Source organism: Streptosporangium sp. DT93, from assembly GCF_049844535.1.
Lineage (GTDB): Bacteria > Actinomycetota > Actinomycetes > Streptosporangiales > Streptosporangiaceae > Streptosporangium.
This window is the reverse complement of the sequence record NZ_JBNCLF010000006.1, coordinates 123,449-149,347: the sequence shown is the minus strand read 5'-3', so window position 1 is coordinate 149,347 and position 25,899 is coordinate 123,449. Positions and strand designations below refer to the sequence as shown.

Annotated in this window: 19 protein-coding genes; 11 read left to right on the top strand and 8 right to left on the bottom strand. The window is 73.9% G+C overall.

The annotated features are described in order from the left end of the window. Positions 1-105: 105 nt before the first annotated feature. Genes ACLQ2R_RS15350 through ACLQ2R_RS15340 form a run of 3 tightly spaced genes read left to right on the top strand, consistent with a single transcriptional unit; the run spans position 106 to position 2,984 of the window. Positions 106-1,329 (top strand): 3-oxoacyl-[acyl-carrier-protein] synthase III C-terminal domain-containing protein, encoded by a 1,224-nt coding sequence (locus tag ACLQ2R_RS15350; protein ID WP_425960161.1) that lies wholly within the window; start codon positions 106-108, stop codon positions 1,327-1,329. 9 nt (positions 1,330-1,338) lie between these two features. After that, entirely contained in the window at positions 1,339-1,977 is a 639-nt protein-coding gene (locus tag ACLQ2R_RS15345) for an isoprenylcysteine carboxyl methyltransferase family protein (RefSeq protein ID WP_425960160.1), read from the top strand. After that, positions 1,974-2,984: an NAD(P)/FAD-dependent oxidoreductase gene (locus ACLQ2R_RS15340; protein WP_425960159.1), complete on the top strand. Its 1,011-nt coding sequence runs from the start codon at positions 1,974-1,976 to the stop codon at positions 2,982-2,984. Before ACLQ2R_RS15345 ends, ACLQ2R_RS15340 begins: the two co-directional genes overlap by 4 nt. A gap of 140 nt (positions 2,985-3,124) precedes the next feature. On the opposite strand, the gene ACLQ2R_RS15335 is transcribed toward ACLQ2R_RS15340, so the two are convergent. Both ACLQ2R_RS15335 and ACLQ2R_RS15330 read right to left on the bottom strand, forming a co-directional pair. Continuing rightward, on the bottom strand, positions 3,125-4,072 hold the full coding sequence (locus ACLQ2R_RS15335; RefSeq protein ID WP_425960158.1) for a hypothetical protein: 948 nt from the start codon (positions 4,070-4,072) through the stop codon (positions 3,125-3,127). Positions 4,073-4,221: 149 nt separating this feature from the next. Beyond that, positions 4,222-6,060, bottom strand: coding sequence for an AMP-dependent synthetase/ligase (locus ACLQ2R_RS15330; protein ID WP_425960157.1), 1,839 nt, complete (start codon positions 6,058-6,060; stop codon positions 4,222-4,224). A 180-nt stretch (positions 6,061-6,240) separates the two neighbouring features. On the opposite strand from ACLQ2R_RS15330, the gene ACLQ2R_RS15325 reads away from it, so the two are divergent. The 7 genes from ACLQ2R_RS15325 to ACLQ2R_RS15295 all read left to right on the top strand — a co-directional run bounded on the left by ACLQ2R_RS15325 (position 6,241) and on the right by ACLQ2R_RS15295 (position 15,614). Further along, positions 6,241-7,734 (top strand): peptide MFS transporter, encoded by a 1,494-nt coding sequence (locus tag ACLQ2R_RS15325; RefSeq protein ID WP_425960156.1) that lies wholly within the window; start codon positions 6,241-6,243, stop codon positions 7,732-7,734. An 87-nt stretch (positions 7,735-7,821) separates the two neighbouring features. Next, positions 7,822-9,582, top strand: a complete 1,761-nt coding sequence (locus tag ACLQ2R_RS15320) for a glycoside hydrolase family 15 protein (protein WP_425960155.1) — start codon at positions 7,822-7,824, stop codon at positions 9,580-9,582. Positions 9,583-9,738: 156 nt separating this feature from the next. Next, complete coding sequence (locus tag ACLQ2R_RS15315) at positions 9,739-9,990, top strand: hypothetical protein (protein ID WP_386233858.1); 252 nt, start codon at positions 9,739-9,741, stop codon at positions 9,988-9,990. 87 nt (positions 9,991-10,077) lie between these two features. Beyond that, positions 10,078-11,250 carry a nucleotide exchange factor GrpE gene (gene grpE / locus ACLQ2R_RS15310; protein ID WP_425960154.1) on the top strand — a complete coding sequence of 391 codons (1,173 nt, stop codon included), beginning with the start codon at positions 10,078-10,080 and terminating at the stop codon, positions 11,248-11,250. A gap of 103 nt (positions 11,251-11,353) precedes the next feature. Beyond that, positions 11,354-13,219, top strand: a complete 1,866-nt coding sequence (locus ACLQ2R_RS15305; protein WP_425960153.1) for a dynamin family protein — start codon at positions 11,354-11,356, stop codon at positions 13,217-13,219. Further along, positions 13,216-15,132 carry a dynamin family protein gene (locus ACLQ2R_RS15300; protein WP_425960152.1) on the top strand — a complete coding sequence of 639 codons (1,917 nt, stop codon included), beginning with the start codon at positions 13,216-13,218 and terminating at the stop codon, positions 15,130-15,132. Before ACLQ2R_RS15305 ends, ACLQ2R_RS15300 begins: the two co-directional genes overlap by 4 nt. A gap of 101 nt (positions 15,133-15,233) precedes the next feature. After that, the gene (locus ACLQ2R_RS15295; RefSeq protein ID WP_425960151.1) at positions 15,234-15,614 is read left to right on the top strand and encodes a VOC family protein; all 381 of its coding nucleotides are present in this window, start codon (positions 15,234-15,236) and stop codon (positions 15,612-15,614) included. A gap of 36 nt (positions 15,615-15,650) precedes the next feature. On the opposite strand, the gene ACLQ2R_RS15290 is transcribed toward ACLQ2R_RS15295, so the two are convergent. The 4 genes from ACLQ2R_RS15290 to ACLQ2R_RS15275 form a co-directional block, all read right to left on the bottom strand. Continuing rightward, complete coding sequence (locus ACLQ2R_RS15290) at positions 15,651-17,210, bottom strand: S1 family peptidase (RefSeq protein ID WP_425960150.1); 1,560 nt, start codon at positions 17,208-17,210, stop codon at positions 15,651-15,653. Between the two features lie 392 nt (positions 17,211-17,602). Further along, positions 17,603-20,263, bottom strand: coding sequence for an Hsp70 family protein (locus tag ACLQ2R_RS15285; protein WP_425960149.1), 2,661 nt, complete (start codon positions 20,261-20,263; stop codon positions 17,603-17,605). A gap of 301 nt (positions 20,264-20,564) precedes the next feature. After that, the gene (locus ACLQ2R_RS15280; protein ID WP_425960148.1) at positions 20,565-21,512 is read right to left on the bottom strand and encodes a hypothetical protein; all 948 of its coding nucleotides are present in this window, start codon (positions 21,510-21,512) and stop codon (positions 20,565-20,567) included. Between the two features lie 39 nt (positions 21,513-21,551). Further along, entirely contained in the window at positions 21,552-22,478 is a 927-nt protein-coding gene (locus ACLQ2R_RS15275; RefSeq protein WP_425960147.1) for a S66 peptidase family protein, read from the bottom strand. Between the two features lie 30 nt (positions 22,479-22,508). Between ACLQ2R_RS15275 and ACLQ2R_RS15270 the strand changes: the two genes are divergently transcribed. Next, positions 22,509-23,399, top strand: coding sequence for a sulfotransferase family protein (locus tag ACLQ2R_RS15270; protein ID WP_425960146.1), 891 nt, complete (start codon positions 22,509-22,511; stop codon positions 23,397-23,399). Positions 23,400-23,462: 63 nt separating this feature from the next. On the opposite strand, the gene ACLQ2R_RS15265 is transcribed toward ACLQ2R_RS15270, so the two are convergent. Next, positions 23,463-23,792, bottom strand: coding sequence for a transposase (locus ACLQ2R_RS15265; RefSeq protein WP_425960145.1), 330 nt, complete (start codon positions 23,790-23,792; stop codon positions 23,463-23,465). 160 nt (positions 23,793-23,952) lie between these two features. Then, positions 23,953-25,827, bottom strand: coding sequence for an ABC transporter ATP-binding protein (locus ACLQ2R_RS15260; protein WP_425960144.1), 1,875 nt, complete (start codon positions 25,825-25,827; stop codon positions 23,953-23,955). Between the last annotated feature and the right edge of the window lie 72 nt (positions 25,828-25,899).

Below are 25,899 nucleotides of genomic sequence, written 5' to 3'. Positions count from 1 at the left end.
GACCGCCCCGGAAAGCGGGCATCGGGGGCGTTGCCACGCATGCCACGGACGCGGCTGGGCAAAAGGGAGGTGTCTGCTTTTCACGAGCCGGGGGTAGTTGATCAGATGACGCGAATCGTCGCTGTTCGCGGCGCGCTTCCACCGAACCGTCACTCCCAGGCAGAGATCACCGACGCGTTCGCGCGCGCGTGCCTGCCCGAGGGGTCGAGCCGCCTGCTGCTGGACCGGCTGCACGCCTCGGCACGGGTGGAGTCCCGTCATCTGACGTTGCCGCTGGACCGGTACGCCAAGCTGGACGGCTTCGGGGCGGCCAACGCCGCCTTCGTGGAGACGGCGATGGAGCTGGGCGTGGAGGCGGTGAGCGGCGCGCTCCAGGACGCCGGGGCGGCGCCCGAGGACGTGGACATGATCATCTTCACCTCGGTGACCGGCCTGGCGGCGCCGTCGGTGGACGCCCGCATCGCCGGGCGGCTCGGGCTGCGCCCGGACGTCAAGCGGACCCCGATCTTCGGTCTCGGCTGCGTCGCGGGGGCCGCCGGGGTCGCCCGCCTGCACGACTACCTGCGCGGCTGGCCGGATCACCTGGCCGTGCTGCTCTCCGTCGAGCTGTGCTCCCTGACCCTGCAGCGCGGCGACGCCTCCGTCGCCAACATGGTGGCCAGCGCCCTGTTCGGCGACGGTGCGACGGCCGTGGTGGCCTGCGGCGACGAGTGGCGGCCGGGCCGCGCCGGGACCTCGCCGCTCACCGCGGCCACGACCCGGCCCCGCGGACCGGCCGGGTCCTCCCCGGCGGGCGGGACGCCCGGTTCCGCAGGCCCCGCGGGCCCGGCCGGGACCTCCCCGGCGTCCGGGACGTCCCGGCTCTCCGGGTCGGCGGCGTCCTCCCCGGCGCCCGGCCCCCGGGTGGTGGCCTCGCGCAGCCACCTGTACCCCGCGTCCGAGCACGTGATGGGCTGGGAGGTCGGCGACACCGGCTTCCGCGTGGTGCTCGACGCGAGCGTCCCGGAGGTGGTGCGCACCTACCTGGCCGACGACGTGCACGGCTTCCTCGCCGACCACGGGCTGACCGCCGGGGACGTGACGGCGTGGGTGTGCCACCCGGGCGGCCCCAAGGTGCTGGAGGCGGTGCAGGAGTCGCTGGAGCTCCCGGAGGGGGCACTGGACCTCACCTGGCGATCGCTCGCCACGATCGGGAACCTGTCGTCGTCCTCGGTCCTGCACGTCCTGCGGGACACGCTGGCCCTGCGGCCGCCCCCGCCCGGCACGCCCGGGCTCCTCCTGGCGATGGGGCCGGGCTTCTGTTCCGAACTCGTCCTGCTGCGCTGGTAGAGGAGCCCGATGTCCTGGCAGTTGTCGTCCTGGTACGTGCTGCTCGTGCTGCTCGTGGGGCTGGAGCGCGTCGCCGAGCTGGTCGTCGCGCGGCGCAACGCGCGCTGGAGCGCCGAGCGCGGCGGGGTGACGTACGGGCGGGGCCACTACCCGTGGATGGTCGCCCTGCACACCGGCCTGCTGGCCGGGTGCCTGCTGGAGGCCGCCCTGGCCGGCCGGCCCTTCGTCCCGGCGCTCGGCTGGCCGATGCTGGCCCTGGTGGTGGCCGCGCAGGGGTTGCGCTGGTGGTGCATCACCGCGCTGGGGCCGCAGTGGAACACCCAGGTGATCGTGGTCCCCGGCATGCCGCTGGTGGAGCGCGGCCCCTACCGGCTGCGGTGGCTGCGCCACCCCAACTACGTGGCGGTGGCGGTGGAGGGCGCGGCGCTGCCCCTGGTGCACGGCGCGTGGGTGACCGCGCTGGCGTTCACCGTGCTCAACGCCGCGCTGATGGTGGTGCGGATCCGCTGCGAGGACGACGCCCTGGCGGCCTCGGCCGGCATGCCGCCCGGCACCGCGACGAGCACCGCGAACGGCACCGGGCCCGGGGCGGCGCCCGGTACCGGGCCCGGCTCGTCGGCGCCGGCCGGTGGGCGGGGAAGCGGGTGATCGACGTCCTGATCGCGGGCGGCGGGCCCGCCGGGCTGGCCACCGCCATCCACGCCGCCCGGGCCGGGATGGAGGCGGTGGTCGTCGAGCCCAGGCCCGTACCGGTGGACAAGGCGTGCGGCGAGGGCCTGATGCCCAGCGGCACCGCGGCCCTGCGGGAGCTGGGCGTTCCGGTGGAGGGCAGGCCGCTGCGCGGCATCCGCTACCTGGACCGGCGCCACGAGGTGGAGGCGGAGTTCCGCGAGGGGCCCGGCCTGGGGGTGCGGCGGACCTCCCTGCACGCCGCGCTGGCCGGGCGGGCGCGGGAGCTGGGCGTGCGGGTCGTGCCCGGCAGGGTGGACGACGTACGGCAGAGCGACGACCGGGTCGAGGCCGCCGGGCTGCGGGCCCGCTGGCTGGTGGCCGCCGACGGGCTGCACTCGCCGCTGCGCGCCCGGCTGGGCCTGGAGCTGCCCTGCCGCGGACCGCGCAGGTACGGGTTGCGCAGGCACTACGCGGTCGCCCCGTGGACGGACTTCGTCGAGGTGCACTGGGCGGCGGACGGCGAGGCGTACGTGACGCCCGTGGGCGAGAACCTGGTGGGCGTGGCGGTGCTGAGCTCGCGGCGGCGCGGCTACCCCGAGCACCTGGCGGACTTCCCCGCGCTCCTGGAACGGCTCGGGGTGCCAGCGACCCCGGTGCGCGGCGCGGGACCGCTGCGCCAGCGGGTCCGCCACCGGGTCGCCGGACGGGTGCTGCTGGTCGGCGACGCGGCGGGGTACGTCGACGCGCTCACCGGCGAGGGGGTGTCGCTCGCGCTGACCTCCGCGCGGCTGCTGGTGGACTGCCTGCGGGCCGGTACCCCCGGGGCGTACGAGCCGGCCTGGCGGCGGCTGTCGTGGCGGCACCGGATGCTGACCGGAGCGCTGGTGGGCACCCGCCGTTACCGGGCGGCGGGACGGCTGATCGTCCCGGCGGCGCGGCGGATGCCCGCGCTGTTCGGCGCCGCGGTCCACGCCCTGGCCTGACCGGGCGGGGCGTGACCCGGACGCGGTTCCGCGTTCCGGTTCGATCGGGTGGTTCGCCCTCCGTCCGGCCGGGAGGTCCGTGCTCCGGTCCGACTGGTCTGACCGGGCGGGGCGTGTCCGGCGGGACGGCGGGCGTTCTCCTATTCCGCGACCCGGTGGACGACGCCCGTCCTGGGCGCGTAGCGGCTCGTCCCCTCGAAGCGCAGGCGCCACTCGCCGCCGGTGCGGCCCCGCACGGTCCGGGTGAGGCGTCCGTGGGAGTCGGTCATCACCTCGGCCACCGTCCTCCAGGCGTGTTCCCGTCCCGGCCGGTGCAGGATCTCCACGGGCTGGGCCGGGAAGGGGGCGTAGTCGAGGTGCCCCTGCGGGTCGACCCGGTTCAGCACGCCCGTCACCCGCACCGCCGGGCCCCGCCCGGCCACCTCGACGCCGCCGAACCGGGTCAGGCGCTTCAGCAGGAATCCCCGGTACCCGGTGATCCCCGTGCCGTCGGCGGCCTTCGCGGTCACCGTGACGGTCCAGGGTCCGGCCGGATACCAGCGGCTCAGGCTCTTCTGCGGTGCGAACCGCCAGGTCTCCCAGCCGTCCCCGGGCGGGGGCGCGGTCCGCGTCCGCGCGCCGAGGCGGGCGGAGGCGGAGGGGACGGGTGCCGGGCCCGGCGCGAGGGCGGGGCCGTGCTCGCGGTCGTGGCCGTGCCCCGGCCGGGGGGCGGGGCGGGGTTCGCCACCGGGCCCGCCACCCGGGCGGGACGCCGGGGTCCTGCCGGGACGGGCCTGCCGGCGGGGGGCGGTGAGGGGGAAGAAGGTGTCCAGGGAGCCGGGCGGCGCGCCCGGCTCGACCTTGAGCGTCACCCCCTCCGGTCCGGTGACGCCCCGGGCCACCACCTCCACCACCATGCGCACCGAGTCGGCCGGTCCGACCACCGGGGCCGGGGGGCGCAGGGTCACCGAGCGGATCGTCAGGTCCTCGACGGCGGTGGCCGGGGGTACGGTCACCGGCCGGGACGGGGCCACCGGCCGGGGCACGGCCCCCGCGGGCAGGGTCGCGGCTCCCGCCGCCAGAAAGGCGAGAAGAACTCTGATCGTCATGCGTCACGACGCTAGGAGGTCGCCGGTAACAGGGCGGTAGAGGACACACGCCCCCTTGGGCAAAACGGCGCCCCCACCGCCCGGCGACACCGGCCGACACCGCCACCCCGGGGAACGGCCCTCGTTCCCCGGAGGCGGCGACGACGTGGTCAGTCGCGGTACATCTCGTCGATGATCTCGGCGTACTTGGCGTGGATGATGCGGCGCTTGAGCTTCAGGCTCGGGGTGAGCTCGGCGGTCTCGGCCGTCCACTCCACCGGCAGCAGCCGCCAGCGCTTGACCTGCTGGACGCGGGCCAGCTTCTCGTTGGCCGTGGCGATCGCGCCCTCGACGGCCTTGAGGACGTCGGGGTGCTCGGCCAGGTCGCCCAGGGTCTCGAAGGCGATCCCGTTGGCCTGGGCCCAGCCGGGGGCCACCTCGCCGTCGAGGGTGAGGATCGCCACCGGGTACGGCTTGCCGTCGCCGTAGGCGAGGGCCTGGCCGATGAGCGGGTGCTCCTTGAGGTAGTTCTCGATGTTGGCCGGGGAGATGTTCTCGCCCCCGGCGGTGATGATGAGCTCCTTCTTGCGGTCGACGATGCTGACGAAGCCGTCCTCGTCGATGGAGCCCACGTCGCCGGTGTGCAGCCAGCCGTCCGCGTCGATCAGCTCGGCGGTGGCCTCGGGGCGTCCCAGGTAGCCGCGGGTGTTGGCGGGGCTGCGGGTGAGGATCTCCCCGTCCTCGGCGATGCGGACCTCGACGCCCGGCCCGGCCGGCCCGACCGTGCCGAGCTTGAAGCGCTCGGGGGCGTTGGCGGTGAACGCGCCGGTCGTCTCGGTCATCCCGTACACGTCCAGGATCCGCAGGCCGAGACCGGCGAAGAAGCGCTGGACCTCCAGCGGCATGGGGGCGGCGGCGGTGGCGAGCCAGCCGGCGTTCTCGAAACCGATCATCGACCGGATGATCGACAGCAGGGAGGCGTCGGCCTGCTCGTAGGCGGCCGCCACCTCGGGCGAGGGGGTGCGCCCGAACTGGTTGGCCTCGACGTAGGCCAGTCCCGCGGCCATGGCCGCGCGCACGCCCGCCTGCTGCTCCTCCGACTGGGAGCCCAGCAGCGCCTGCAGGCGGGCCATCATCTTCTCCCACACCCGGGGGACGCCGAAGAACAGCACCGGCTTGACCTGCCCGAGGGTGGCGCCGAGCTGGGCCAGGTCGGTGCAGAAGTGGGTGTGCGAGAACTTGAACAGCGGCAGGTAGAGGCTGAGCACCCGCTCGGCGATGTGCGCGTAGGTCAGGTAGGAGATCTGGGTGCCCCTGACCGGCAGGTCGGCCATCCGGTTGGTGGCCACGACCTCGAAGAACACGTTGGCGTGGGTCAGCGGCACGCCCTTGGGGTTGCCGGTCGTGCCGGAGGTGTAGAGCACGGTGAGGACGTCGTCGGCCTTCACCGCCCGCCAGCGGGCGTCGACGGCCCCGGGGTCGGCGGCGAGCCGCTCGCGGCCCAGGGTCAGGAAGTCGTCCCAGCCCATGAACCGGTCGTCACCGGCCGGCGCGCCCTCCAGCATGACGATCGTGCGCAGCTCGGGGAGGTCGCCGAGGACCGGCTCCCACCTGGCCAGCTCGGCCGGGCCGCCGAGCACCGCGATCCTCGCCCGCACGTCGGAGGCGACGAAGGCCACCTGCTCGGGGGCGAACGTCGAGTAGACCGAGCAGGACACCGCGCCGGCGTGCACCGCGCCCAGGTCCGCCAGCACGTGCTCGCTGCGGTTGACCATCATGAGCGCGACGGCCTCGCCGGGCTCCAGGCCGAGGGCGGCGAATCCGGCGGCGATCTCCAGGACCCGCCCGCGCGCCTCCGCGTAGGTCAGCGTCGACCAGCCCCCCTCGACCGGGTCGGAGTAGGCGGGGGCGTCGGAGTTGCCCTCGGCGGCCTCCTTCAGCTGATCGCAGACCGTGCGACCAGCGATCTCCCGCTCGATCTCCGCGCGCTCGTCAAGGACACCGGCCATGGCGCTCCCTCCAGAAAGTGTTTGCTTGCGCAAGTGGCATGCATCGCACCACACGCCCTTCCCTCCGGACAAGCCCCTGAAAGGGAGAAGAAACGCCACGTTGCACAACCGCGTCCGCGTGTCGGCGGATGTCGTACGTAGAGTGGCCGTCCGATCACACCGTGGCACCGGGGGGACCGTATGTCATCGCAGGGAGAGACTCGCGAGAGGACCTTCTTCGGGCACCCGCGCGGCCTGGCCACGCTCTTCGGCACCGAGCTGTGGGAGCGTTTCAGCTGGTACGGCCTGCGGGCCATCCTCGCCACCTTCATGGCCGCCTCCCCGGCGACCGGCGGCCTCGGCCTGAGCGAGCAGACCTCGCAGGGGATCATCGGCATCTACGGCGCGCTGATCTACCTCGTCGCCCTGCCCGGCGGCTGGATCGCCGACCGGGTGCTCGGCGCCCGCAGGGCGGTGCTCTGGGGCGGCTTCGTGATCATGTTCGGTCACATCAGCATGGCCGTCCCGGTCAGGGGCGGCGTCTTCGTGGTGCTCGGGCTGCTGCTGATCATCGTCGGGACCGGCCTGCTCAAGCCGAACGTCTCCACGATGGTCGGCAGGCTCTACCCTCCGGACGAGGACGGGCGCAGGGACGCGGGCTTCTCGATCTTCTACCTCAGCATCAACATCGGCGCCTTCGTCGCCCCCCTCGTCGTGGGCTGGCTGGCCTCGGGGGACCGCTGGCACCTGGGCTTCGGCGCGGCGGCGGTCGGCATGGCGCTCGGCCTGGTCCAGTACGTGCTGGGCGGGCGCCACCTGAAGGGGGTGGGCGAGCGGCCGGGCCACCGGATGACCCCGGCCGAGCGCGGGCACTTCCTGCTCGCCGTCGTCGCCGCCGTCGTGGTGGTCGCGGGCGCGCTGGGCGCCTGGGTCGCGTCGGGCACGTTCACGCTGGACGCCTTCGCGCTGGTGATGACGCTGTTCATCGTGGCCGTGCCGGTGCTCTACTTCGGCTACGTCCTGCTGGGCAGCCACAACCTGACCGACGACGAGCACTCGCGGGTGAAGGCCTACATCTGGCTCTTCATCGCCTCCGCGATCTTCTGGATGATCTACGACCTGGCGCCGACCGTGCTGCTGTTCTTCGCCCAGAACAGGACGGACCTGTCGATGTTCGGCGTCCGGATCACCCCGGCGACCACCCAGGCGTTCAACCCGTTCTTCATCATGATCCTGGTGCCGGTCTTCGCGGCCCTGTGGGTCAGGCTGGGCAACCGGGTGAGCGCCCCGCAGAAGTTCGCCGCGGGACTGTTCCTCAACGGGGTGAGTTTCATGCTCATGGCCCTGGCCGCCCAGCTCGCCCTGGGCGGCAGGATCTCGGTGTGGTGGCTGGTGCTGGTCTACTTCGTCCAGGTCTTCGGGGAGCTGGCGCTGAGCCCGGTCGGGCTGTCGGTCACCACCAAGCTCGCCCCCGAGGCGTTCAAGAGCCAGATGCTGGGGCTGTGGTTCATCTCCTTCTCGGTGGGCGACGCGGTGGGCGGGCAGACCTGGCGGCTGAGACGGTACCTGTCGGAGCCCGCCTACTTCCTCACGCTGGCGGGGATCGCCGTCGTGGCGTCGCTGGTGCTGCTGGCGTTCGCCGGCCGGCTCCACGCCATGATGCGCGAGCACCCGGCGGGGCGGGCCGTCCCGTGACGAGGACACCGGCGCCCGTCCCCCGGGAGGCCGGGCGACGGGCGCGGCCGGGAGCGGGCACCGGGGCCGAGGCGTTAGCGTCAAGGCATGTGGATCGAGGACTACGCGCTCATCGGCGACATGCAGTCGGCCGCCCTGGTCGGGCGGAACGGCTCCATCGACTGGCTCTGCCTGCCGCGGTTCGACTCGCCCTCGTGCTTCGGGGCGCTGCTCGGCGACAAGAAGCACGGGCAGTGGTGGATCGGGCCCGCGCACGCCGAGCGCCCGCGCGCCACCCGGCGGCGCTACCGGGGCGAGACCCTCGTCCTGGAGAGCGAGTGGGACACCCCGACCGGCACCGTCCGGGTCGTCGACTTCATGCCCACCCGGCACACCAACCCCGACCTGGTACGGATCGTCGAGGGCGTGTCCGGGACGGTGGAGATGTCCACCGAGATCCGCATCCGCTTCGACTACGGCCGGATCGTGCCGTGGGTGCGCCGTGACGGCGACCTCCTGCAGGCCGTCGGCGGCCCCGACTCGGTCTGGCTGCACTCCCCCGTCCCGCTGGAGGGCGGCGACTACGCCCACCACGCCCGGTTCACCGTGTCGGAGGGGGACAGCATGGCGTTCGTCTTCACCTGGCACCCCTCGCACGAGCTCCGCCCCGACGAGATCGACCCGTACCACCAGCTCGCCGAGACCGAGGCGCTGTGGGCGGAGTGGGTCGAGAAGTGCACCTACCAGGGGCCGTGGCGCGACGCCGTGGTCCGCTCGCTCATCACCCTCAAGGCGCTCACGTACGCCCCCACCGGCGGCATCGTCGCCGCCCCCACCACCTCGCTGCCCGAGGACATCGGCGGCGTCCGCAACTGGGACTACCGCTACTGCTGGCTGCGCGACGCCACCATGACCCTGGACGCGCTCATCGGCGCCGGGTACCTCGACGAGGCCCGCGCCTGGCGCTCGTGGCTGCTGCGGGCCATCGCGGGCCGCGCCCAGGACCTGCAGATCATGTACGGCGTCGCCGGGGAGCGGCGGCTGCCGGAGATGGAGCTCGACTGGCTGCCGGGGTACGAGAACTCCCGGCCGGTCAGGATCGGCAACGGCGCCGTGGACCAGCTCCAGCTCGACGTCTACGGCGAGGTGATGAACTCCCTGCACCTGTCGCGCGTCTCCGGCCTGGAGGCCGATCAGCGGGCGTGGACCCTGCAGTTCGAGCTGATCTCCTACGTCGAGCGGCACTGGGGGGACCCGGACGAGGGACTGTGGGAGGTCCGCGGCCCGCGCCGGCACTTCGTGCACTCCAAGGTCATGTGCTGGGTCGCGCTGGACCGGGCCGTCCGGCAGGTGGAGGCGTTCGGCAAGCCGGGGCCGCTGAAGAACTGGAAGGAGCTGCGCGACCGGATCCACGCCGAGATCTGCGACAGGGGCTTCGACCCGGTGCGCGGCACCTTCACCCAGTCGTACGGCTCGCAGGAGCTGGACGCGGCGCTGCTGCTGATCCCGATCGTCGGCTTCCTGCCCCCCGAGGACCCGCGCGTGGCCGGCACGGTGGAGGCGATCCAGCGCGAGCTGATGGTCGACGGCTTCGTGATGCGCTACCCGGTCTCCCCCGACAACGACGTGGACGGCCTGCCCGGCGGCGAGGGCGCGTTCCTGGCGTGCAGCTTCTGGCTGGCCGAGGCGCTCGCGATGATCGGGCGCAAGGACGAGGCCGTCGAGCTGTTCGAGCGCCTGCTCTCGCTGCGCAACGACGTCGGCCTGCTCGCCGAGGAGTACGACCCCCGCTACAACCGGCTGGTGGGCAACTTCCCGCAGGCGTTCAGCCACGTGCCCCTGATCCACACCGCCCGCGCGCTCAGCTAGGGCGCTTTCGGGTGGTTCGTCCGCTTTTCTGGGAGGACAGGGAGGCTGGAAGGGCTCTTTTCTGAAAATTCACCCAGAAAGATGGCCTACGTCCGCAACAATCCCGTGTGATCGCGACTCTCATCTCCTGTAACACCACCGGAAAGGGACGTACCAATGAGTGATTTCGACGTGACCACCGACTTCGTCGACTACGACGGCGACGGAGGCACCGACGCCCAGCTGATCGACGTCAACGGGGACGGCCTGGCCGACGAGGAGCGCTACGACACCGACGGTGACGGCGTCACCGACGTCGTCTACCTCGACCACGACGGTGACGGCTACATCGACGAGACCCGGGTCGACCTGAACGGTGACGGCGTCTCGGACTACACCGAGACCGCGGGCCCCTTCCCGACCGTCTGATTCCCACGAACCGGCGTGAACCCGTGTGACCGTACCGAGGAGGGGACCCGGACCCGGGTCACACGGGACGCCGACAGGAAGGCGACCATGAGGGACCGACGCGCGCTCCCCGCCCCGCCGCTCCCGGCCAGGCCCGTGCCGCCACGCCGCCCGCCCGCCCGCACCCGATCCGCACGCGCCCGGCCCGCACGCGCGTGGCGGGCGGCGGCGTGGCCCGCGCTGGCCGGCTGCGTCGCGGCGACCGGGGGCGGGGTGGTGCGGCCGGCCGGCGCGTCGCCCGTGCCGCCGGACGGCGTCCGTCCCCCGCGACCGGAACGGGCGGGCATCGCGCCCGGTCTTCCCGGCGCGGGATTCGGGACGGTGGAGACGCCGATCGGGATCCTTCCGCTGCCGGCGGTGCTCGCGGGGGCGGTGGCCGTGCTGGCCGCCGTGGCCGCGGGCCTGTACCTGTGGCACCGGAGCCGTGTCGCACCGGCTCCGGCGCCGTTCGCCGGATCGTCCACGGCGGCGTTCGCCGCACCGGTCTCGGGACCGTTCCCCGGGCCGCTCCCGGGACCTGTCTCGGAACCGCTCCCCGGGCCGCTCCCAGGGCCGGTTCCGGGGCCGTTTCCCGGACCGGACGGCCGGGGAACGGGAGGCACGGAGCCGGGGAGGGATCCCGGCACGGCACCCCCGCTCCCGGGGCCACGACCGGCGCCCCCGTTCCCGGAGACGCCCTCGTTCCCGGAGACGCCCTCGTTCCCGGAGGCGCCCTCGACGCCGCCGTTCCCCGGGACAGCGCCGGGACCGGCGGACGACGGGATCACCGAACCCGCCGACGGCCCGGAAGCCGATCCGGGCACCGTCCCGGGAACCGATCCGGCATGCGACCCGCTGACGGCCGCGCTGGCCGAGATGGCCGGGAGCGGGGTCAGCCCGGCGCTGGCGCAGCAGGTGGAACGGCTCCTCGCCGACGGGAACCCGGGCCGCGAGGCCCTGGTGACCGCCTGCATCGGCTACCGCGACCAGCTCGCCGAGCGGCACCCCCGGCTGGCCGGGACGCTGCTGGACGGGCTGAACCGGGCCGGTGTGCGGGAGATCGTCGCGGACGGGCAGCGGTTCGACCCGCGCCTGCACGAGGCGTCGGGCACCGAGCCCGCCCCCCGGCCCGACCTGCACGACCTCGTCGCCGAGACCGTCAGGCGCGGGTACGCCGACGGCCAGCGCGTGGTCCGCGTCCCCAGGGTCGTCGTCTACCGCGACGGGACCCCGGGCCACTGACGCCGGGCCACTGACGCCGGGCCGGTTCGCCGGCCGGCACGAACCACCCAGTCATGATGTTGGACCGTAACAATCTCGGATTCAGGTCGATTATGGAGAAACCATGAGTGCCGGGCCCGCGGAGCTGCTGCGGCGGCTGTGCGACACCACCGTCGCCCGGCTGGCCGGCGCGCACCTGCGCGAGCGGGTGGCGCAGGTGCGCGCCGGGCTGGACGCGCCGCTGCGGGTGGCGGTGGCGGGCGCGGTGAGCAGCGGCAAGTCCACCCTGGTGAACGCGCTGCTCGGGCTGCCCGTCGCGCCGGTGGACGCCGGCGAGTGCACGTTCGTGGTCACCCAGTACGAGTACGGCGAGGACGACGGCCGCATCACGATCGAGCTCACCGACGGCGGGGTGGCCCACTCGCGGCTGCTGCCCGGCCATCGCCTCCCCGCCGACCTCGGCGTCGAGGTGTCCCGCGTCCGGCGGCTGCGGGTCGCGCTGGACCTGCCGTCGCTGCGCACGATCACCATCGTCGACACCCCCGGCATGAACACGGTGACGGCGTCCAACGAGCGCGCGGCCAGGAGCATGCTGTTCGGCTCCGGCGACGAGGACGACCGCGCCCAGGCGATGATCTACGTGCTCCGCTACGTGCAGAAGTTCGACGACACCACCCTGTCGGAGTTCCGCGCGCTGACCGACGCCTCCGGCATGAGCTGCGTCAACACCCTCGCCGTGCTCGGCCAGGTCGACCGGCGCGGCGACGAGGACGACCCCTGGCCGACCGCCAGGCGGCTGGCCGCCCAGGGGTACCGGGACCTGCGCACCTCGGTCTTCGACGTGGTCCCGGTGATCGGCCTGCTGGCCGAGACCGCGCGGGCCTGCCCGCTGGACGCCGAGGAGACGGCCGCGCTGGAGGCGCTGGCCGCGATGGACGAGGACGACCTGGAGGACTACCTGCTGGACCTGGAGGACTTCCGCACGGCGCCCGAGCTGCCCGTACCGGCGAAGGTGCGCCACCGGCTGGTCGAGCGGCTGCACCGCTACGGCCTCACCGTCGCGGTCCGGGCGGTGCGCGAGAGCGGGACCGCCGACCCCGGGGCGCTCACCACCCTGCTGCTGGAGCGCTCGGGCTACGCCTCGGCCGGACGGGCCGCCACCGGCTCCGTCGCGGCGGGACTGGCCCACTTCGCGCGGCGCGCCGACCAGCTCAAGGCGCTCGACGCGCTGACCCGGCTGCGCGCGATCGCCCGCACGCCCGCGCTGGGGTCCGACCGCGTCACCCTGGACGCGCTGGCGGCCCAGCTCGACGAGAACCGCCCGATCGCGACCGCCCTGGGCGGTCTGCGGATCTTCACCGCCGCCGAGGCGCTCGGCCGCGGGACGCTGGTCCTGAACGAGGAGATGACCGGCGAGCTGCTCCGCCTGGCCCGCCACGACGAGCCCGCGGGCCGGCTCGGCCTGCCCCCTGAGGCGTCCCACGAGGAGGTCGCCGCCGCGGCCACGGCGGCGTCGACGCGCTGGCGCACGCTCGCCATGATGAGCGAGGGCCGCACCGGCGGGCACCGGGCCAGGGACGTGCTGACCGTCCTGGAGGACCTCGTCTCGGCGGCACTGGACGCCGAGGAGGCCGCCGCCGGCACCGGCGGTACCGGCGGCGGCGAGGCGCTCCCGGTGCTGCGGGTGTCGCCCGCCGCCGTCGAGGCGCTGCGGGCCTCCCCCCTGGTCCCGGCCGACGACCGGCGGGCCCTGGAACTGCTGACCACCGGGACCGAGCTGGCCACCCAGCTCGGGGCGCCGCCCGGTGCCCCGCCCGCCGAGGTGGCGGGCCGCGCCGCCGCCCTGGCCGCCCGGCTGCGGGTCCTCACCCACCGGCCGCTCTCGCTGCGGCAGCGGCGCGCGGCCGAGACGCTCTGCGAGGCGTACGAGACCGTCTGGGCGCGTTACGGGACCGACGTCCCGCGTCCCCACGCTGGAGGTATCCGATGACGACCCCCGACCCGAACGGCCCGGTGGCCCGGCTGCTGCGCTACGCCAACGAGGTCCACGCGCTGGCCGGGCAGTGCGGCAGGCCGGACCTGGCGGAGGTGCTGGCCGCCTGCGCGGGCCGCTGGAAGGACGAGTGCACCGACATCGTGGTCGCCGGGGCGCAGAAGCGCGGCAAGAGCCGCCTGCTCAACACCCTGGTGGGCCACCCCGACCTGCTGCCGGTCGACGCCGACGTCGCCACCAACTGCTTCCTGTCGCTGCGGCGCGGCCCGCGCCTGACCGCGGTCGTGCACCGCGCCACCGACGCGGGCCCGGTCCGGACGCCGATCACCGTCGAGTCGATCCCCGACTACGCCTCCATGCGCGGCGACGCGGGCAAGCGCCGCGACGTCGTCAGCGTCGACATCACCCTGGACTCCCCGCTCCTGGACGGCCTGCGGCTGCTCGACACCCCCGGCGTGGACAGCCTGACGGTGGGCCACCGGCAGGTGACCGTGGCCATGCTCCAGCGGGCCGACGCCCTGCTGTTCACGCTCAGCGCCCAGGACCAGCCGGTGCTCCGGCACGAGCTGGAGTTCCTCGCCGAGGCCGCCGAGCGGGTCCAGGCGATCGCGTTCGTGCTGACCAAGGTGGAGGACTCGGCCAACTGGCGGAGCCTGATGGAGGAGAACAGGGCGCGGCTGAGGACGTTCGTCACCGAGGCGATCGCGGAGACCCCCGGCAGGGCGGCGACGCTGGCGCCGCTGCTGGAGGCGCCGTGGATCCCGGTGAGCGCGAAGCTCGCCGAGGCCGCGGAGGCCAAGCGGCGCGAGGGACGCGCCGAGCGGGCGGACTCGCTGCGGGCGCGCAGCGGCATGGACGTGCTCGAACGCCACCTGCGCGGGTTCGCCGAGGGCAGGGACTCCGCGCGCGGCGCCACCGTGGTCGCCGCCGCCCTGTCGGTGCTGGGCTCGCTGGCGACCGGCGCCAGGGACGACGTGGCCGCGGGCTCCGACGACGAGGGCGACGTCGCCGAACGCCTCGCCGCGGTGGACGCCGGGCTGGCCGAGCTGACCGAGCTGGCCGGTCGCCGCAGGGCGGGCGTGGTGGCCAACACCTTCCTCGGGCGCGAGGTCGCGGGCATCGTGGCGGCGCGGGTGGCCGAGATCCGCCAGCCGTACGAGAACACGATCGCCACGCTGAAGAAGCAGGCCCAGGTCGACCAGTACATGGCGGAGCTGCCCGAGAGCGTCCAGCGTTCCCTGGAGGCCGCCTGGTCGCAGATCGTCTACGACGTGGAGGCGCTGTCCAGGACCACCCTGGACGCCTTCGCCCGCGACCTCGGCATGGATCCGGTCGACCTGGCCGGAGGGGGGCGGGCGATGCCCGGCCTGTCGCAGGTGCAGGTGAGGGGCGACATGGCGGCCGACGACGCGGGCGGCGTGGACCTGATCCGGGACGTGCTGCCGTCGGCCTCGATCGGGCTCTCGCTGGGCGGTTTCGCCACCGCCCTGCTCGGCCCGGTCGGCTTCATCCTGGTCGCACCGGCCATCGGGGCGGCCATCTTCATGGGACGCCGCTCGATGGAGAAGGTGCAGCGCAGCCAGGCCGCGATCAGGGGGGCGCTGCGCGACCAGTTCTCGGTGGTCGCGCGGGAGATGACCCTCGACCTGGAGCGGATGGTGGCGACCTGGCGGGTGGGCGTCGAGCAGACCGCCGACGAGAGCCTGGCCCGGCGGCGCAGGGAGCTGGAGACCAGGAAGGCCGAGCTGAGGTCCGCCTCCGCGCGTTCGGCGGCCGAGCGCCTCAAGGCCCGCACGTCGGGCCAGGAGCGCATCGCCACGATCGGCACCCTCACCACCCGGGGGCGGGAGCTGCGGACCGAGCTCGCCTCCGCGGTGGCCGCCCTGGGCGCCGCGGGCACCCCGGTGTGAGGAGGCCGTCTGTCACCGGCGCCCGTGGGTAGGCCCCACGGCGCCGCCGGAACCGCGTCCGGCGGCGCAGGCCGAGGCCGGGATCGCAAGGAGGAGACATCGTGACGAGCCGGTTCGCGCAGTGGACGCTCGACGTGCACGACAGCAGGAGGATGGCGGCGTTCTGGTCGGCGGCGCTGGGCTACGAGATCGAGCACGACGGGGAGAGCCCGCACCTGTGGCCGCCGGCGGACGCGCCGCACGGCTCGCTCACCGTCTGGCTCCAGCGGACGGACGCCCCCAAGCGCGACAAGAACCGCAACCACCCCGACCTGCACGTCCCCGACGGGGGCGACTGGGAGGCCGAGGTCGAACGGCTGGTCGGGCTGGGCGCCACCCGCGTCGACGTCGGGCAGAGGGGTGAGGAGCCCTTCGTCGTGCTGGCCGACCCCGAGGGCAACGAGTTCTGCCTGCTGTGGCGGCGTCACCCCCAGGGAGCCTGACGGCCGGGTCCCGCGGGGCACCGGGGGCGGAAAGGTTCAGGGCGTCTTGAATCCCAGGGTGTAGGCGCCCGAGCCGGCCGTGGCGGTGATCCGGTAGCGGTAGGCACCGGGGGTGCCGTAGTGGCTGACCGTCTCGTCGGGCGTCAGGCTGTCACCGGGGGCGACGACGAACCATTTCAGGCCCGTCCACTTCTCCAGGTAGAGGTCGAGGTCGGCGCCCTCGGGACCGTTCACGCACCCGAGGTGCAGGCCGGAGACGATCGAAAGGTAGGGGGTGGCCGACCGGTAGTCGTCCTGCCCCTTGGTCAGGGTGCCGGTGAGCTGGTTCGGGTAGTCGGCGCAGTCGGCGTCGACGCCCGACGACGGCGCCTCCTCGGCGGTCTTCAGGGTCAGGCCGTAGGCGGCGAGGATCTCCCCGATCGGCTGGAAGTAGGTGGTGCCGCCCGAGGCGCAGTCGCCCGAGCCGCCGGAGGTGATGCCCTGGGCCTGGTCGATGGAGATGATCGGGCCGCCCGAGTCGCCGGGCTCGGCGCAGATGCTCGTGCGGGTCAGCTCGCCGACGATGCCCTGGGAGTAGGTGACGCTGGCGTCGAGCTGCTGGACGCGGCCGCACTGCCAGTCGGTGGTGGACCCGGACTGGCAGACCGAGGCCCCCTCGACGGCCTGCCGTGCACCGGAGACGGGCACGGTGGACTCCGCGCCGCTGTCCACCGCGGGGACGGTCTTCCAGAGCTTGTTGACGACGATCCACGCGTGGTCGCGGCCGGGGAACGTCGATTCCTGGAAGACGCCCTGGGGAACGCGGTTGAAACCGGAGGTGGCGTCCCCCTTCCTGCCGCAGTGGCCCGCGCTGACGAAACCCTCCTGGGTGCCCTTGAGCACCGAGAAACCGACCGAGCAGCGGTTGATCGGGCCGATGTAGTAGGCGGCACCGCCCACCAGGTCGTACGACGGGGCGGAGAGGGGCAGGGGGACCTCGACCGAGGGCTGGATCGTCACCGCCGCCGGCTCCACGTCCGCCTTCTCCACGAGTACCGCGACCTGCTGGGGCTCGGGAGCCAGGACGACCACCTTGTTGCGCTTGACGTCGACGTAGCGCACGCTGGAGACCAGCGGAAGCGGGGGCAGGACGGCGTCGATCCTGTTCTTGATCGTGATCAGTTGCGCCAGCGAATGCGGGACGACCTCGGCCTGGGCACCCTCGACGACGATCCGGGGGATGTCGGCCGCGCTGGTGGTGGCCACCACCAGGGTGTGCGCGGTCTTGGTCCGCAACCACGCGCCGCCGAAGCGGTCGCCGAGCTTCTCCTTCAGCCGGGCCGCGACCGGGAGCAGGCGTTCCTCGTTGAGCAGGCGGGCCTCGGCCTCCGCCTTGCTCATGTTGAGGTCCTGCTGGATGGCCTCCAGCATGCCCGGCGGCGGTTTTGCGGCCGAGGCGCCCGGTGTCACCGGAGCGCCCGGGGCCGCCGAGGCCTCGACCGTCACCGGGAGCGGGGCGGCGGCGTCCTGACGGTCGGCGCGGGCCGGAACGACCGCGAGAGCGAGCGCGGTGACCACCGGAACGCATCCCGCGACAAGGACGTGTCTGCGCATCATGAGCTCTCCCCTGGCTTCGGCATCGGCACACGAGGGGAGATCACACCGGTCCGCTGATGATCACGCGACACGGACGACATCACCTTAAACGGTCGTCCACGGCCGACACCGGCGACACGCGTCACGGGGGCGGAGATCTCCCTCAACCGACCGCCCGCCCGCCCGCCCGCCCGCCCGCCGACCACGCGACGACGTCCCGCCCGGCGCCACCCTCCGCCGTCCCGTCCCCGCCGGTCACGTCCCCGCCGGTCACGCCCGCGCCGGTCGAGGACCGGTGAACCGAAACACCGGTGCGGGGACGGTGAACGCGCACCGCTCCCTCGGAACCGGTGGACCGAGGACGGCGGCCGGGGTGGCCGGGGTGATCCCGGGACGGCCGGGACGGAGGGCGGTCAGAGCGGCAGGTGCACCAGCGTCGCCGGATGGTCGCGGGTGGTACCGGCCGGGTCGGCGGACCGGTGCAGGCAGAGCAGCCCGCCGGAGACCCGGGCGACCGGCTCGAACGTGCCGGTCGTGCGGTGCACCTCACGCGCCCCCGACGGGGTGACGTGCACCAGCCTGCTGCGGCCCGCGTCCAGCATGGTCATCCACAGGGAGTCCCCGTCGGCGACCAGCCGGGGCCGTTCCCAGCGGTGCCGTGAGGTGAGGTGGCCCGCCAGGGTCGCCGACTGCTTGCCCATCAGGAACTCCAGCTTCTGGGACCGCTGGTCGAAGATCCCGACGGACCAGCCCCTGGCGGGGCTCACCTGGTCGGTGCCGACCGCGTAGATCTCGTTGCCCGCGGGGAACCAGCGCAGGGCGCCGCCCCGGGGGCGAGGCATGACCAGCCTGGTCCTGCCGTCGGCGGCGTCGGCCTCCAGGCCCGCCGAGCTGGAGGTGAACCACCGGCCCCGGTGCAGGACGACCTGGTGCAGCCAGGGGCGTCCCGGTTCCCGTACCGTCGGGCGCACCACGCCGCCGGGGTCGATCAGGCAGAGCACCTGCCACGGCCGGAAGTCCTGGTGCCGGTTCTGGAACATCGGCCTGTTGCTGCTGAACTGCCCGAGCACCACGGTGCAGCCCGGCGCGCCCACCGAGGACGACGGCTCGGTGCCGCTGGGCGCCTCCTGGTCGAGCAGCCGGCGCAGCCTGTTGTCCTCGTTCAGGAACCACTGGGAGTAGGGGCCCAGCTCGCGCGGCTGGAGGGCCTGGAAGGCGAAGCCCCCGCCCAGGTCGAGCTCGATCATGGCGAGCTGCCCGGTCTCGCCCCAGGGAAGGCCCGTCGAGGCGTCGGCCGGGACACTCTGCCGGGAGTGGAAGAAGACCCAGGCGGTGCGGCCGTGGGCGATCACGGTCGGGTCGTCCCACATCTGCAGCGGGTGGGTGGCGCGGACGGCCAGGTCGGGGGTGAGGGTGCGGACCAGCACCTGCGCGGGCCCGACCTGCTCGACCGTCACGACGCCCTCGGGGGAGGCGCCCCACTCCACGAGCCTGCCGAAGCCGAGTTCACGGTCGTGGCGGCCCCCGACCCCGTCGAGCCTGCGCAGGAGGTGACCGGTCCCGAAGGCCTGGTGGACGAAGACCCGGCCGGCCACCAGGCGCGCCTCCAGCACGCCGTCCAGGACCTTCTCGATCCCCTGGACGACGGGCCCGCCCGCCGTGCCTCCGCCGCCTCCGCCGCCCCCGCCGCCCCCGCCTCCCCCGGCGCCGGCCGTCCGGGCGGCGGGGTCCCGGTGACCGCCTGCGACACCGGGAACGGCACCGGGGGTCGTGGGCATCCGGTGTCCCCCGGTGGCGCCTCCCTCGGGCCCGCTGAACGCCCGGTGGCCGCCGGTCGGGACGCCGGGGACCCGGACACCGGGAACCTGGGCACCGGAGGGGGCGGCGCCGGACACCGAGGGGCCGGCCACGGGGGTGCCGGACACCGGGATCCCCGGGGCCGTCGTGCCCGGCTCCCGGTGCTCGACCTTGAGCCTCCAGGCCAGTTGCGCGGCACCGTACGCGACCACGATCTTCGGGTCGTCGTAGGTCCTGACCCGGTCGCCGAAGCGCTCGCGCACCGCCTGCTGCACCAGGGGCATCCGGCTGGGACCACCGGTCATGAACACCGCGGACAGCTCGTCCGGCTCCACCCCGGCGTCGCGGATCGTCCGGTCCAGGATGTCGACCGTGCGGGTGATCTCCTCCCCGATGAGCCCCTCCAGGTCGGCCCTGGTGATGTGCACGTCCTCGTTGATGCCCACCACGTAGTGCGAGGAGGTGTCGAACTTCGAGAGCGTCTCCTTGGCCTCCCTGGCCATCGTGAGCAGGTCGGCGGCGTAGCTCACGTAGCGGCGCTCGGGGTTGGTGGTGACCTGCATCCACCAGTCGGCGTCGAGGCGTTCGATCTGGGTGCCGAGGAACGCGAAGACCTGCTCGTCGAACCCCTCCCCGCCGATCTCGTCGCTACCCCCGGGCTCGCCGACGACCTCGAAGTCACCGCCGTCCGCGGCCAGCACCGCCGCGTCGAAGGTGCCGCCGCCGAGGTCGTAGACGGCCAGCCGGGACCCTCCGGCCGCCCGGCCCGCGGAGGCGTAGTAGCGCGCCGAGGCGACGGGCTCGTCGACGAGCGCGATCCGCACACCGCTGACGACCTTCCTGGCCGCCGCCAGCAGCACGGCCTTACGGTCGGAGCCCCAGGCCACCGGGTGGGTCAGCGCGATGCAGTCGGGATCGGCCCCGTCGAACCGGCGGCGCCCCTCGCTGACGAACAGCTCCAGCAGGGCCGCCAGGGCGTCGGCCACGTCCACCGGGACGCCGCCCAGCAGCATGCGGCCGCGGCCCACGTAGCGCTTGGGGTTCCGCTCGACGCGCTCGGGGCTGATCGCGATCCCGCGCTGGGCGATCCGGCCCGCCACGAGCGTCCCCCGCTCGTCGAGCATGACGGCGGAGGGGATGCGCCGCTCCCCCTCGACCTCCAGGACGTCGAAGCGCCCCTCGGCCGCCATCACCCCGGCGGAGAAGCTCGTTCCCAGATCGACACCGAGGCACCACTGCGCCATGTCCCACCCCTCGTAGATCCAGATCCCCATCATCCCGCATCCGGCGCCCCCGCACGGGGCGCGCGGGCACGTGTGGACCGGTCCAGGACCCGGTACGGCGTCGTCCCGGCACGAAGAACTGGACCGGGCCGCCCTTGTTCCGGCACACGGCACGCCTGTGCCCGGCATTCCGGCACACGGCGTCCTCGCACGCGACGCCGCAGCACGCGGCATGGCGATACCCGACATGCCCGCACGCGGCGTTCTCCCGCACGGCGCTTCCCGCACACGGCGTCCTCGCACGCGACGCCGTCGAGGCGCCGTCGAGGCTCGTCGAGGTTCCGTCGCGCGGCGGTCAGCCGTCCGCGCCGCCCTCGGACCGTACGGCCAGGGCGGCCAGGACGCGGGCGAAGTCCGGCGGGGGCGCGACCACCAGCCGGGTCTGCCCGTCCTGGTCGATCAGGTCGGCCCTGATCAGGGAGAGCCGGCCGGCGTGCCACCAGTAGACCTGCGGGCTGAGAGCCCCGGCCCGGCGGTCGAACTCCCGCTGGGCGAACAGCCGCAGCCGCTCGATCGCGCGGACCACGCCGATGCCCTCGACCGGGTGCACGATCAGCGTCGCCGGGTCGGGCAGCGCGACGAGGACCCCGTCGGAGGGGACGCGCAGGTAGTCGCCCAGCCTGCGCAGGTGGGCCGCGGCGCCCTCGGTGGAGCCGGTGAGCCTGCGGACCGCCACGCCGCCGAGATCGCCCTCGGTCACCGAGAGCCGCTCGTCGCGGCGGGCGTTCTCCAGGGCCAGGTCGAGCGCCTGCCCGGCGGTGATCGGCCAGCAGCCGACCTCCTCCGGGCGGACCGGGCGGCCGGTGAGGCCCCCGGAGCCGGTGGAGGCGGGGCCGACGGTGAGGACCTCGACCAGGTCGGCGGTGAGGTGGCGCCCGACCACGTGGGCCGGGTCGAGGTCGTCGTCGAGCTGGATGCGGGTCCGCAGCATCGGCCGGACCTGGTCCAGATCGCAGGCGTCGAAGGGCTCGTCCGCGGTCGCCAGCGCGTGGGCCAGATGGCCGGAGACGAGGACCGGCCAGTCCTCGCGGGAGCGCCGCAGGGCCTCGGCGCGCAGCCCGGTGAGGCGTACCGCCAGACGGCGCGGGCCGGTGAGCGTCAGGGTGGCACCGCCGGGCTCGAAGGCGCAGGCGTAGCCGAGGGTGTCCGCGACCAGGGCCAGCAGGGAGTCGAGATCGACGTCTTCGACCGGACGCCGGGGCGTCTCGGGCCGCCGGTCGCGGTGCCGCCGGAACAATCTCACGCGTGCGTCCCCTCTGCCGGTTTCCTCCTAGGTTCGCACCTAGAGTGCCGTGCTCGCGCCCCCGGTTGAGTAGGCCAGAGAGCACGATTCTGCATCAATAGCACCAAGTGTCCCTAGTAATACGGAAAATTGTGGCTTTCCATGACCTATCGGGAGACCTGCGATCACGGGCACTCCGAGCGGCCCGAGGAGCTCCTCCAGCACCGGGTAGGGGTCCCCGCAGCCGACCCAGGAGCCCAGGACGAACCCGGCGGCCCCGTCGAGCGCGCCCGCCTGGGACAACTGGGTGATCATCCGGTCGATCCGGTACGGCGCCTCGGCCACGTCCTCCAGCAGGACGATCCTCCCCCGCGCCGAGAGCGCGTACGGGGTGCCGCAGAGCGCGGCCAGCAGGCTGAGGTTGCCGCCGGTCACCGGGGCGGTGACGGCCCCACCGGTGATCACCCGGTCTCCGGCGATCGGGGGCGGCGTGCCGGCGAGGGCGGCCGTGAAGTTCCCGAACGTGCGCGGCTCGGGCCCCTCCGGGTCGCTGATCGTGGAGCAGGCGGGCATCGGGCCGAACCAGGAGGCGATGCCCAGCTCCACCGCGAGCGCGCCGTGCAGCGCGGTGACGTCGCTGGAGCCGACGAACGCCTTGGGCCCGGCGGCCCGCATGGCGTCCCAGTCCAGCAGGCCCAGGATCCGGGTGGCGCCGTAGCCGCCGCGGGCGCAGAACACCGCGGTCACCGCGGGGTCGCACCAGGCCTGGTGCAGGTCGGCCGCCCGGCCGGCGTCCGAGCCCGCCAGGTAGCGGTCCCGCTCCAGGATGTGCGGGCCGGTGACGACCTTCAGGCCGAGGCCCTCCAGCACGCGGACGCCGCGCGCCAGCCGCTCGGGATCGGGAGGGCCGCACGGCGCCACCACGGCCACCGTGTCGCCCGGACGCGGCGGGGACGGGAGCGTCAGTCCGGCGGCCGGTTCGTTCACCCCGCAAACGGTGCCACACTGGGCTTTCATATGCGACCTCCGCCCCACATCCTGGTGGTCAACGGCATCAAGGTCCGCAGGCCGGTGTTCGTGCTCGCCGCCCCGCACTCCGGCGCGGACCTGCTGGCCCGCGCCCTGAAACGCTCCCCCGGCTTCCACGTGACCATGGGGCGGGCGGCGGTGGCGCACGTCGTCTACGCCTTCGCCCGGCGGCCCTCGATCGCCGGCCGGGGCATGGGGGCGACCCGCGTGCTGCGCGACGCCCTGGCCGAGTCCTGGCAGCTCCTGCCCGGCGCCTGCGCGGAGTGCCCGCCCCCCTGCCGGGAGGCCGGCGGCGTGACCGGGGCGGGGCCGTGCACGACCTCGGACGCCGTGGCCCGCTTCGGCGACGCCAGCCCGGACCTGATCTACAGCGCCCCGGTGCTGCTGCAGGCCTTCCCCGACGCCCGCTTCGTCCAGCTGATCAGGGACGGCCGCGACGTGGCCGCCGACATGCTGGCCGACCCCGCGTCGATGACCTGGTTCAAGCCCTCCATGCTGAGCGAGGAGACGGAGTTCCCCAACCCCTTCCTCGGCGTCAACTCCGGCGAGCACAGCGAGCGCTGGAAGGCGATGCCCACGGCGGGCAAGTGCGCGCTGCGCTGGCGCAGCGCGGTCAGGCTGTCGGCCTCCCTGCACCAGGAGCTGCCCCGCGACCAGCTGCACACCGTGCGGTACGAGGACCTGGTCTCCTCGCCCGCCGAGACCGTGGACGGGCTCTCCCGCTTCCTGGAGACCCGGGTGCCGAAGATCGCCCTGCTGGGACCGGCCGCGCCCAGGGTCGGCATCTGGCGCACCCGCCTGCGCGAGACCGACGCCGAGCTGGTCTCCAAGGTCGCCCGCGAGGAGCTCGCCCGCCTGGGATACGCCCCGCAGTCCTGACACCGGGCCGCCCTGACACCGGGCCGCCCACCGGCCCGGCGCGCCGGTCACGACGTCACCGCGTCAGTACGCCGGCACCTCGAACGTCGCCCACGGGCGGATGTCCCCCGGCCTGGCCGGGAGGGGGTCCCCGGCGCACAGGGTCTTCAGGATCGTCTCCCAGGTGCCGTCCAGCGTCCAGCGGCGGTGACGGTTGTAGACGGTCTTCCACTTCCCGTACGTCTCCGGCAGCGCCCGCCAGGAACAACCGGTCCTGGTGCGGAAGAACACCCCGTCGATGATCGTGCGGTGGTCGGCCCACCGGTTTCCCTGCCGGGCGTGAGCGGGCAGCAGCGATACCAGGGACTCCCACTCGTCGTCGGTCAGCTCATCACGTCTCAGGCGGTCATCCACGATCACATGATCTACACCATCGGCGCTTGAAGATCCACTCGGAGCCGTGCCCGCCCTCCGGGATGTCCCGCCGGCGGGCACCGGCCCTCGGGGCGCCTCGCGGGACCGGACGCGGTGGAGCCCGTCAGGACGCCTGGCCGGACCGGATGCGACGAAGCCCTCAGGACGCCTCGCTGAACTGGGTGCGGTAGAGCTCGGCGTAGACCGTCCCCATGGCCAGCAGCTCCTCGTGGCGGCCCCGCTCGACCACGCGGCCGTCCTGGACCACCAGGATCTGGTCGGCCTCGCGGATCGTGGAGAGCCGGTGGGCGATGACCAGCGAGGTACGCCCGGCCAGCGCGACCTTCAGGGCCTGCTGGACGGCAGCCTCGGACTCGGAGTCCAGGTGGGCGGTGGCCTCGTCCAGCACGACCACGCGGGGGGCCTTGAGCAGCAGCCTGGCCAGCGCCAGCCGCTGCTTCTCCCCGCCCGACAGCCGGTGGCCCCGGTCGCCCACCACGGTCTCCAGCCCGTCGGGCAGGTCCAGGACCAGGTCGGCGATCTGGGCGGCCCGCAGCGCGTCCCAGATCTCCTCCTCGCTCGCCCCGGGCCTGGCGTAGCGGAGGTTGGCCCCGATGGTGTCGTGGAACAGGTGCGCGTCCTGCATGACGACCCCGACGGTGTCGCGCAGCGAGTCCAGGGTGGCGTCGCGCACGTCCAGGCCGTTGATCCGGACCGCGCCGGCCGAGACGTCGTACAGCCGGGAGGCCAGGGCGGTGATGGTCGTCTTGCCCGCGCCCGAGGGGCCGACGAGGGCGACCATCTCGCCGGGGCGGGCGGTGAGGGTGACACCGCTCAGCACCTCGTGGCCGGGCCCGGTGTCGGGGCGGGCCACCGCCTCCAGCGAGGCCAGCGACACCTCCGAGGCCGAGGGGTAGGTGAACCGGACGTCGTCGAACTCGACCGCGACCGGGCCGGGCGGGACCGGCTCGGCGCCGGGCCGCTCGGCGACCATGGGCCGCAGGTCCAGCACCTCGAAGACCCGGTCGAAGCTGACCAGGGCGGTCATCACGTCCACGTGCACGTTCGACAGGCTCGTCAGCGGGCCGTACAGGCGCATCAGGAGGGCGGCGAGCGCGACCAGGGTGCCCAGCTCGAAGGCCCCGGAGACGGCCAGCACGCCGCCCACCCCGTACACCAGGGCGGTGGCCAGCGCGGCGACCAGGCCGAGGGCGGCGCGGAAGACGGTGCCGTACATGCCGACGGTGACGCCCACGTCGCGCACCCGCCCGGCCTTCCCGGAGAAGGCGGAGGCCTCGTCGGCCGGGCGGCCGTAGAGCTTGGCGACCATGGCCCCGGCGACGTTGAACCGCTCGGTCATCATGGAGCTCATCTCGGCGTCGAGCTCCATCTGCTCGCGGGTGAGCCCGGACATCTTCCTGCCGACCCACTTGGCGGGCAGGATGAAGATCGGCAACAGCACCAGGGCGACCACGGTGATCTGCCAGGAGAGCACCAGCATGGCGCCGAGGACCAGCACCAGCATGACCACGTTGGCCACGACCGACGACAGGGTGCTGGTCAGGGCCCGCTGGGCGCCGATGACGTCGGTGTTGAGCCGGGAGACCAGGGCGCCGGTCTGGGTGCGGGTGAAGAAGGCCACGGGCATGCGCTGGACGTGGTCGAAGACCTCGGTGCGCAGGTTGTAGATCAGGCCCTCGCCGATCCGCGAGGAGAACCAGCGCTGGGCCAGGGTGAGCGCCGCGTCGGCGACCGCCAGGCCCGCGATGACCAGGGCCAGGGCGATCACGACCCCGGTGCGCCTCGCGCCGATGCCGTCGTCGATGATCGCCTTCATCAGCAGCGGGTTGGCGATCACGATGACCGAGCCGACCACGACCAGCGCGAGGAAGGCCGCGATGTGCCGGGAGAAGGGACGGGCGTAGCGGGCGATGCGCCGGACCGTGCCCGGCGCCAGGCGCTCCTTGGTCACCGAGCTGTCGCGCCGCATCGAGCGCATCATCTGGGGTCCGAAGCCCCCGCCCATCATCGTCATCCGGCCTCCTTCCTCGATGCGAGCACCGCGAGAGGCACGCCCATTCCCCCGTCAGCTCCGGGCGAACACACA

What these genes read in the sequence shown, in the direction of transcription:
- ACLQ2R_RS15300 (WP_425960152.1), top strand. Translation starts at nt 13,216, where the DNA reads ATGACGACCCCCGACCCGAACGGCCCGGTGGCCCGGCTGCTGCGCTAC.
- ACLQ2R_RS15345 (WP_425960160.1), top strand. Translation starts at nt 1,339, where the DNA reads ATGTCCTGGCAGTTGTCGTCCTGGTACGTGCTGCTCGTGCTGCTCGTG.
- ACLQ2R_RS15260 (WP_425960144.1), bottom strand. Translation starts at nt 25,827, where the DNA reads ATGACGATGATGGGCGGGGGCTTCGGACCCCAGATGATGCGCTCGATG.
- ACLQ2R_RS15270 (WP_425960146.1), top strand. Translation starts at nt 22,509, where the DNA reads ATGCGACCTCCGCCCCACATCCTGGTGGTCAACGGCATCAAGGTCCGC.
- ACLQ2R_RS15350 (WP_425960161.1), top strand. Translation starts at nt 106, where the DNA reads ATGACGCGAATCGTCGCTGTTCGCGGCGCGCTTCCACCGAACCGTCAC.
- ACLQ2R_RS15285 (WP_425960149.1), bottom strand. Translation starts at nt 20,263, where the DNA reads ATGATGGGGATCTGGATCTACGAGGGGTGGGACATGGCGCAGTGGTGC.
- ACLQ2R_RS15305 (WP_425960153.1), top strand. Translation starts at nt 11,354, where the DNA reads ATGAGTGCCGGGCCCGCGGAGCTGCTGCGGCGGCTGTGCGACACCACC.
- ACLQ2R_RS15325 (WP_425960156.1), top strand. Translation starts at nt 6,241, where the DNA reads ATGTCATCGCAGGGAGAGACTCGCGAGAGGACCTTCTTCGGGCACCCG.
- ACLQ2R_RS15290 (WP_425960150.1), bottom strand. Translation starts at nt 17,210, where the DNA reads ATGATGCGCAGACACGTCCTTGTCGCGGGATGCGTTCCGGTGGTCACC.
- ACLQ2R_RS15315 (WP_386233858.1), top strand. Translation starts at nt 9,739, where the DNA reads ATGAGTGATTTCGACGTGACCACCGACTTCGTCGACTACGACGGCGAC.
- ACLQ2R_RS15330 (WP_425960157.1), bottom strand. Translation starts at nt 6,060, where the DNA reads ATGGCCGGTGTCCTTGACGAGCGCGCGGAGATCGAGCGGGAGATCGCT.
- ACLQ2R_RS15320 (WP_425960155.1), top strand. Translation starts at nt 7,822, where the DNA reads ATGTGGATCGAGGACTACGCGCTCATCGGCGACATGCAGTCGGCCGCC.
- ACLQ2R_RS15335 (WP_425960158.1), bottom strand. Translation starts at nt 4,072, where the DNA reads ATGACGATCAGAGTTCTTCTCGCCTTTCTGGCGGCGGGAGCCGCGACC.
- grpE (WP_425960154.1), top strand. Translation starts at nt 10,078, where the DNA reads ATGAGGGACCGACGCGCGCTCCCCGCCCCGCCGCTCCCGGCCAGGCCC.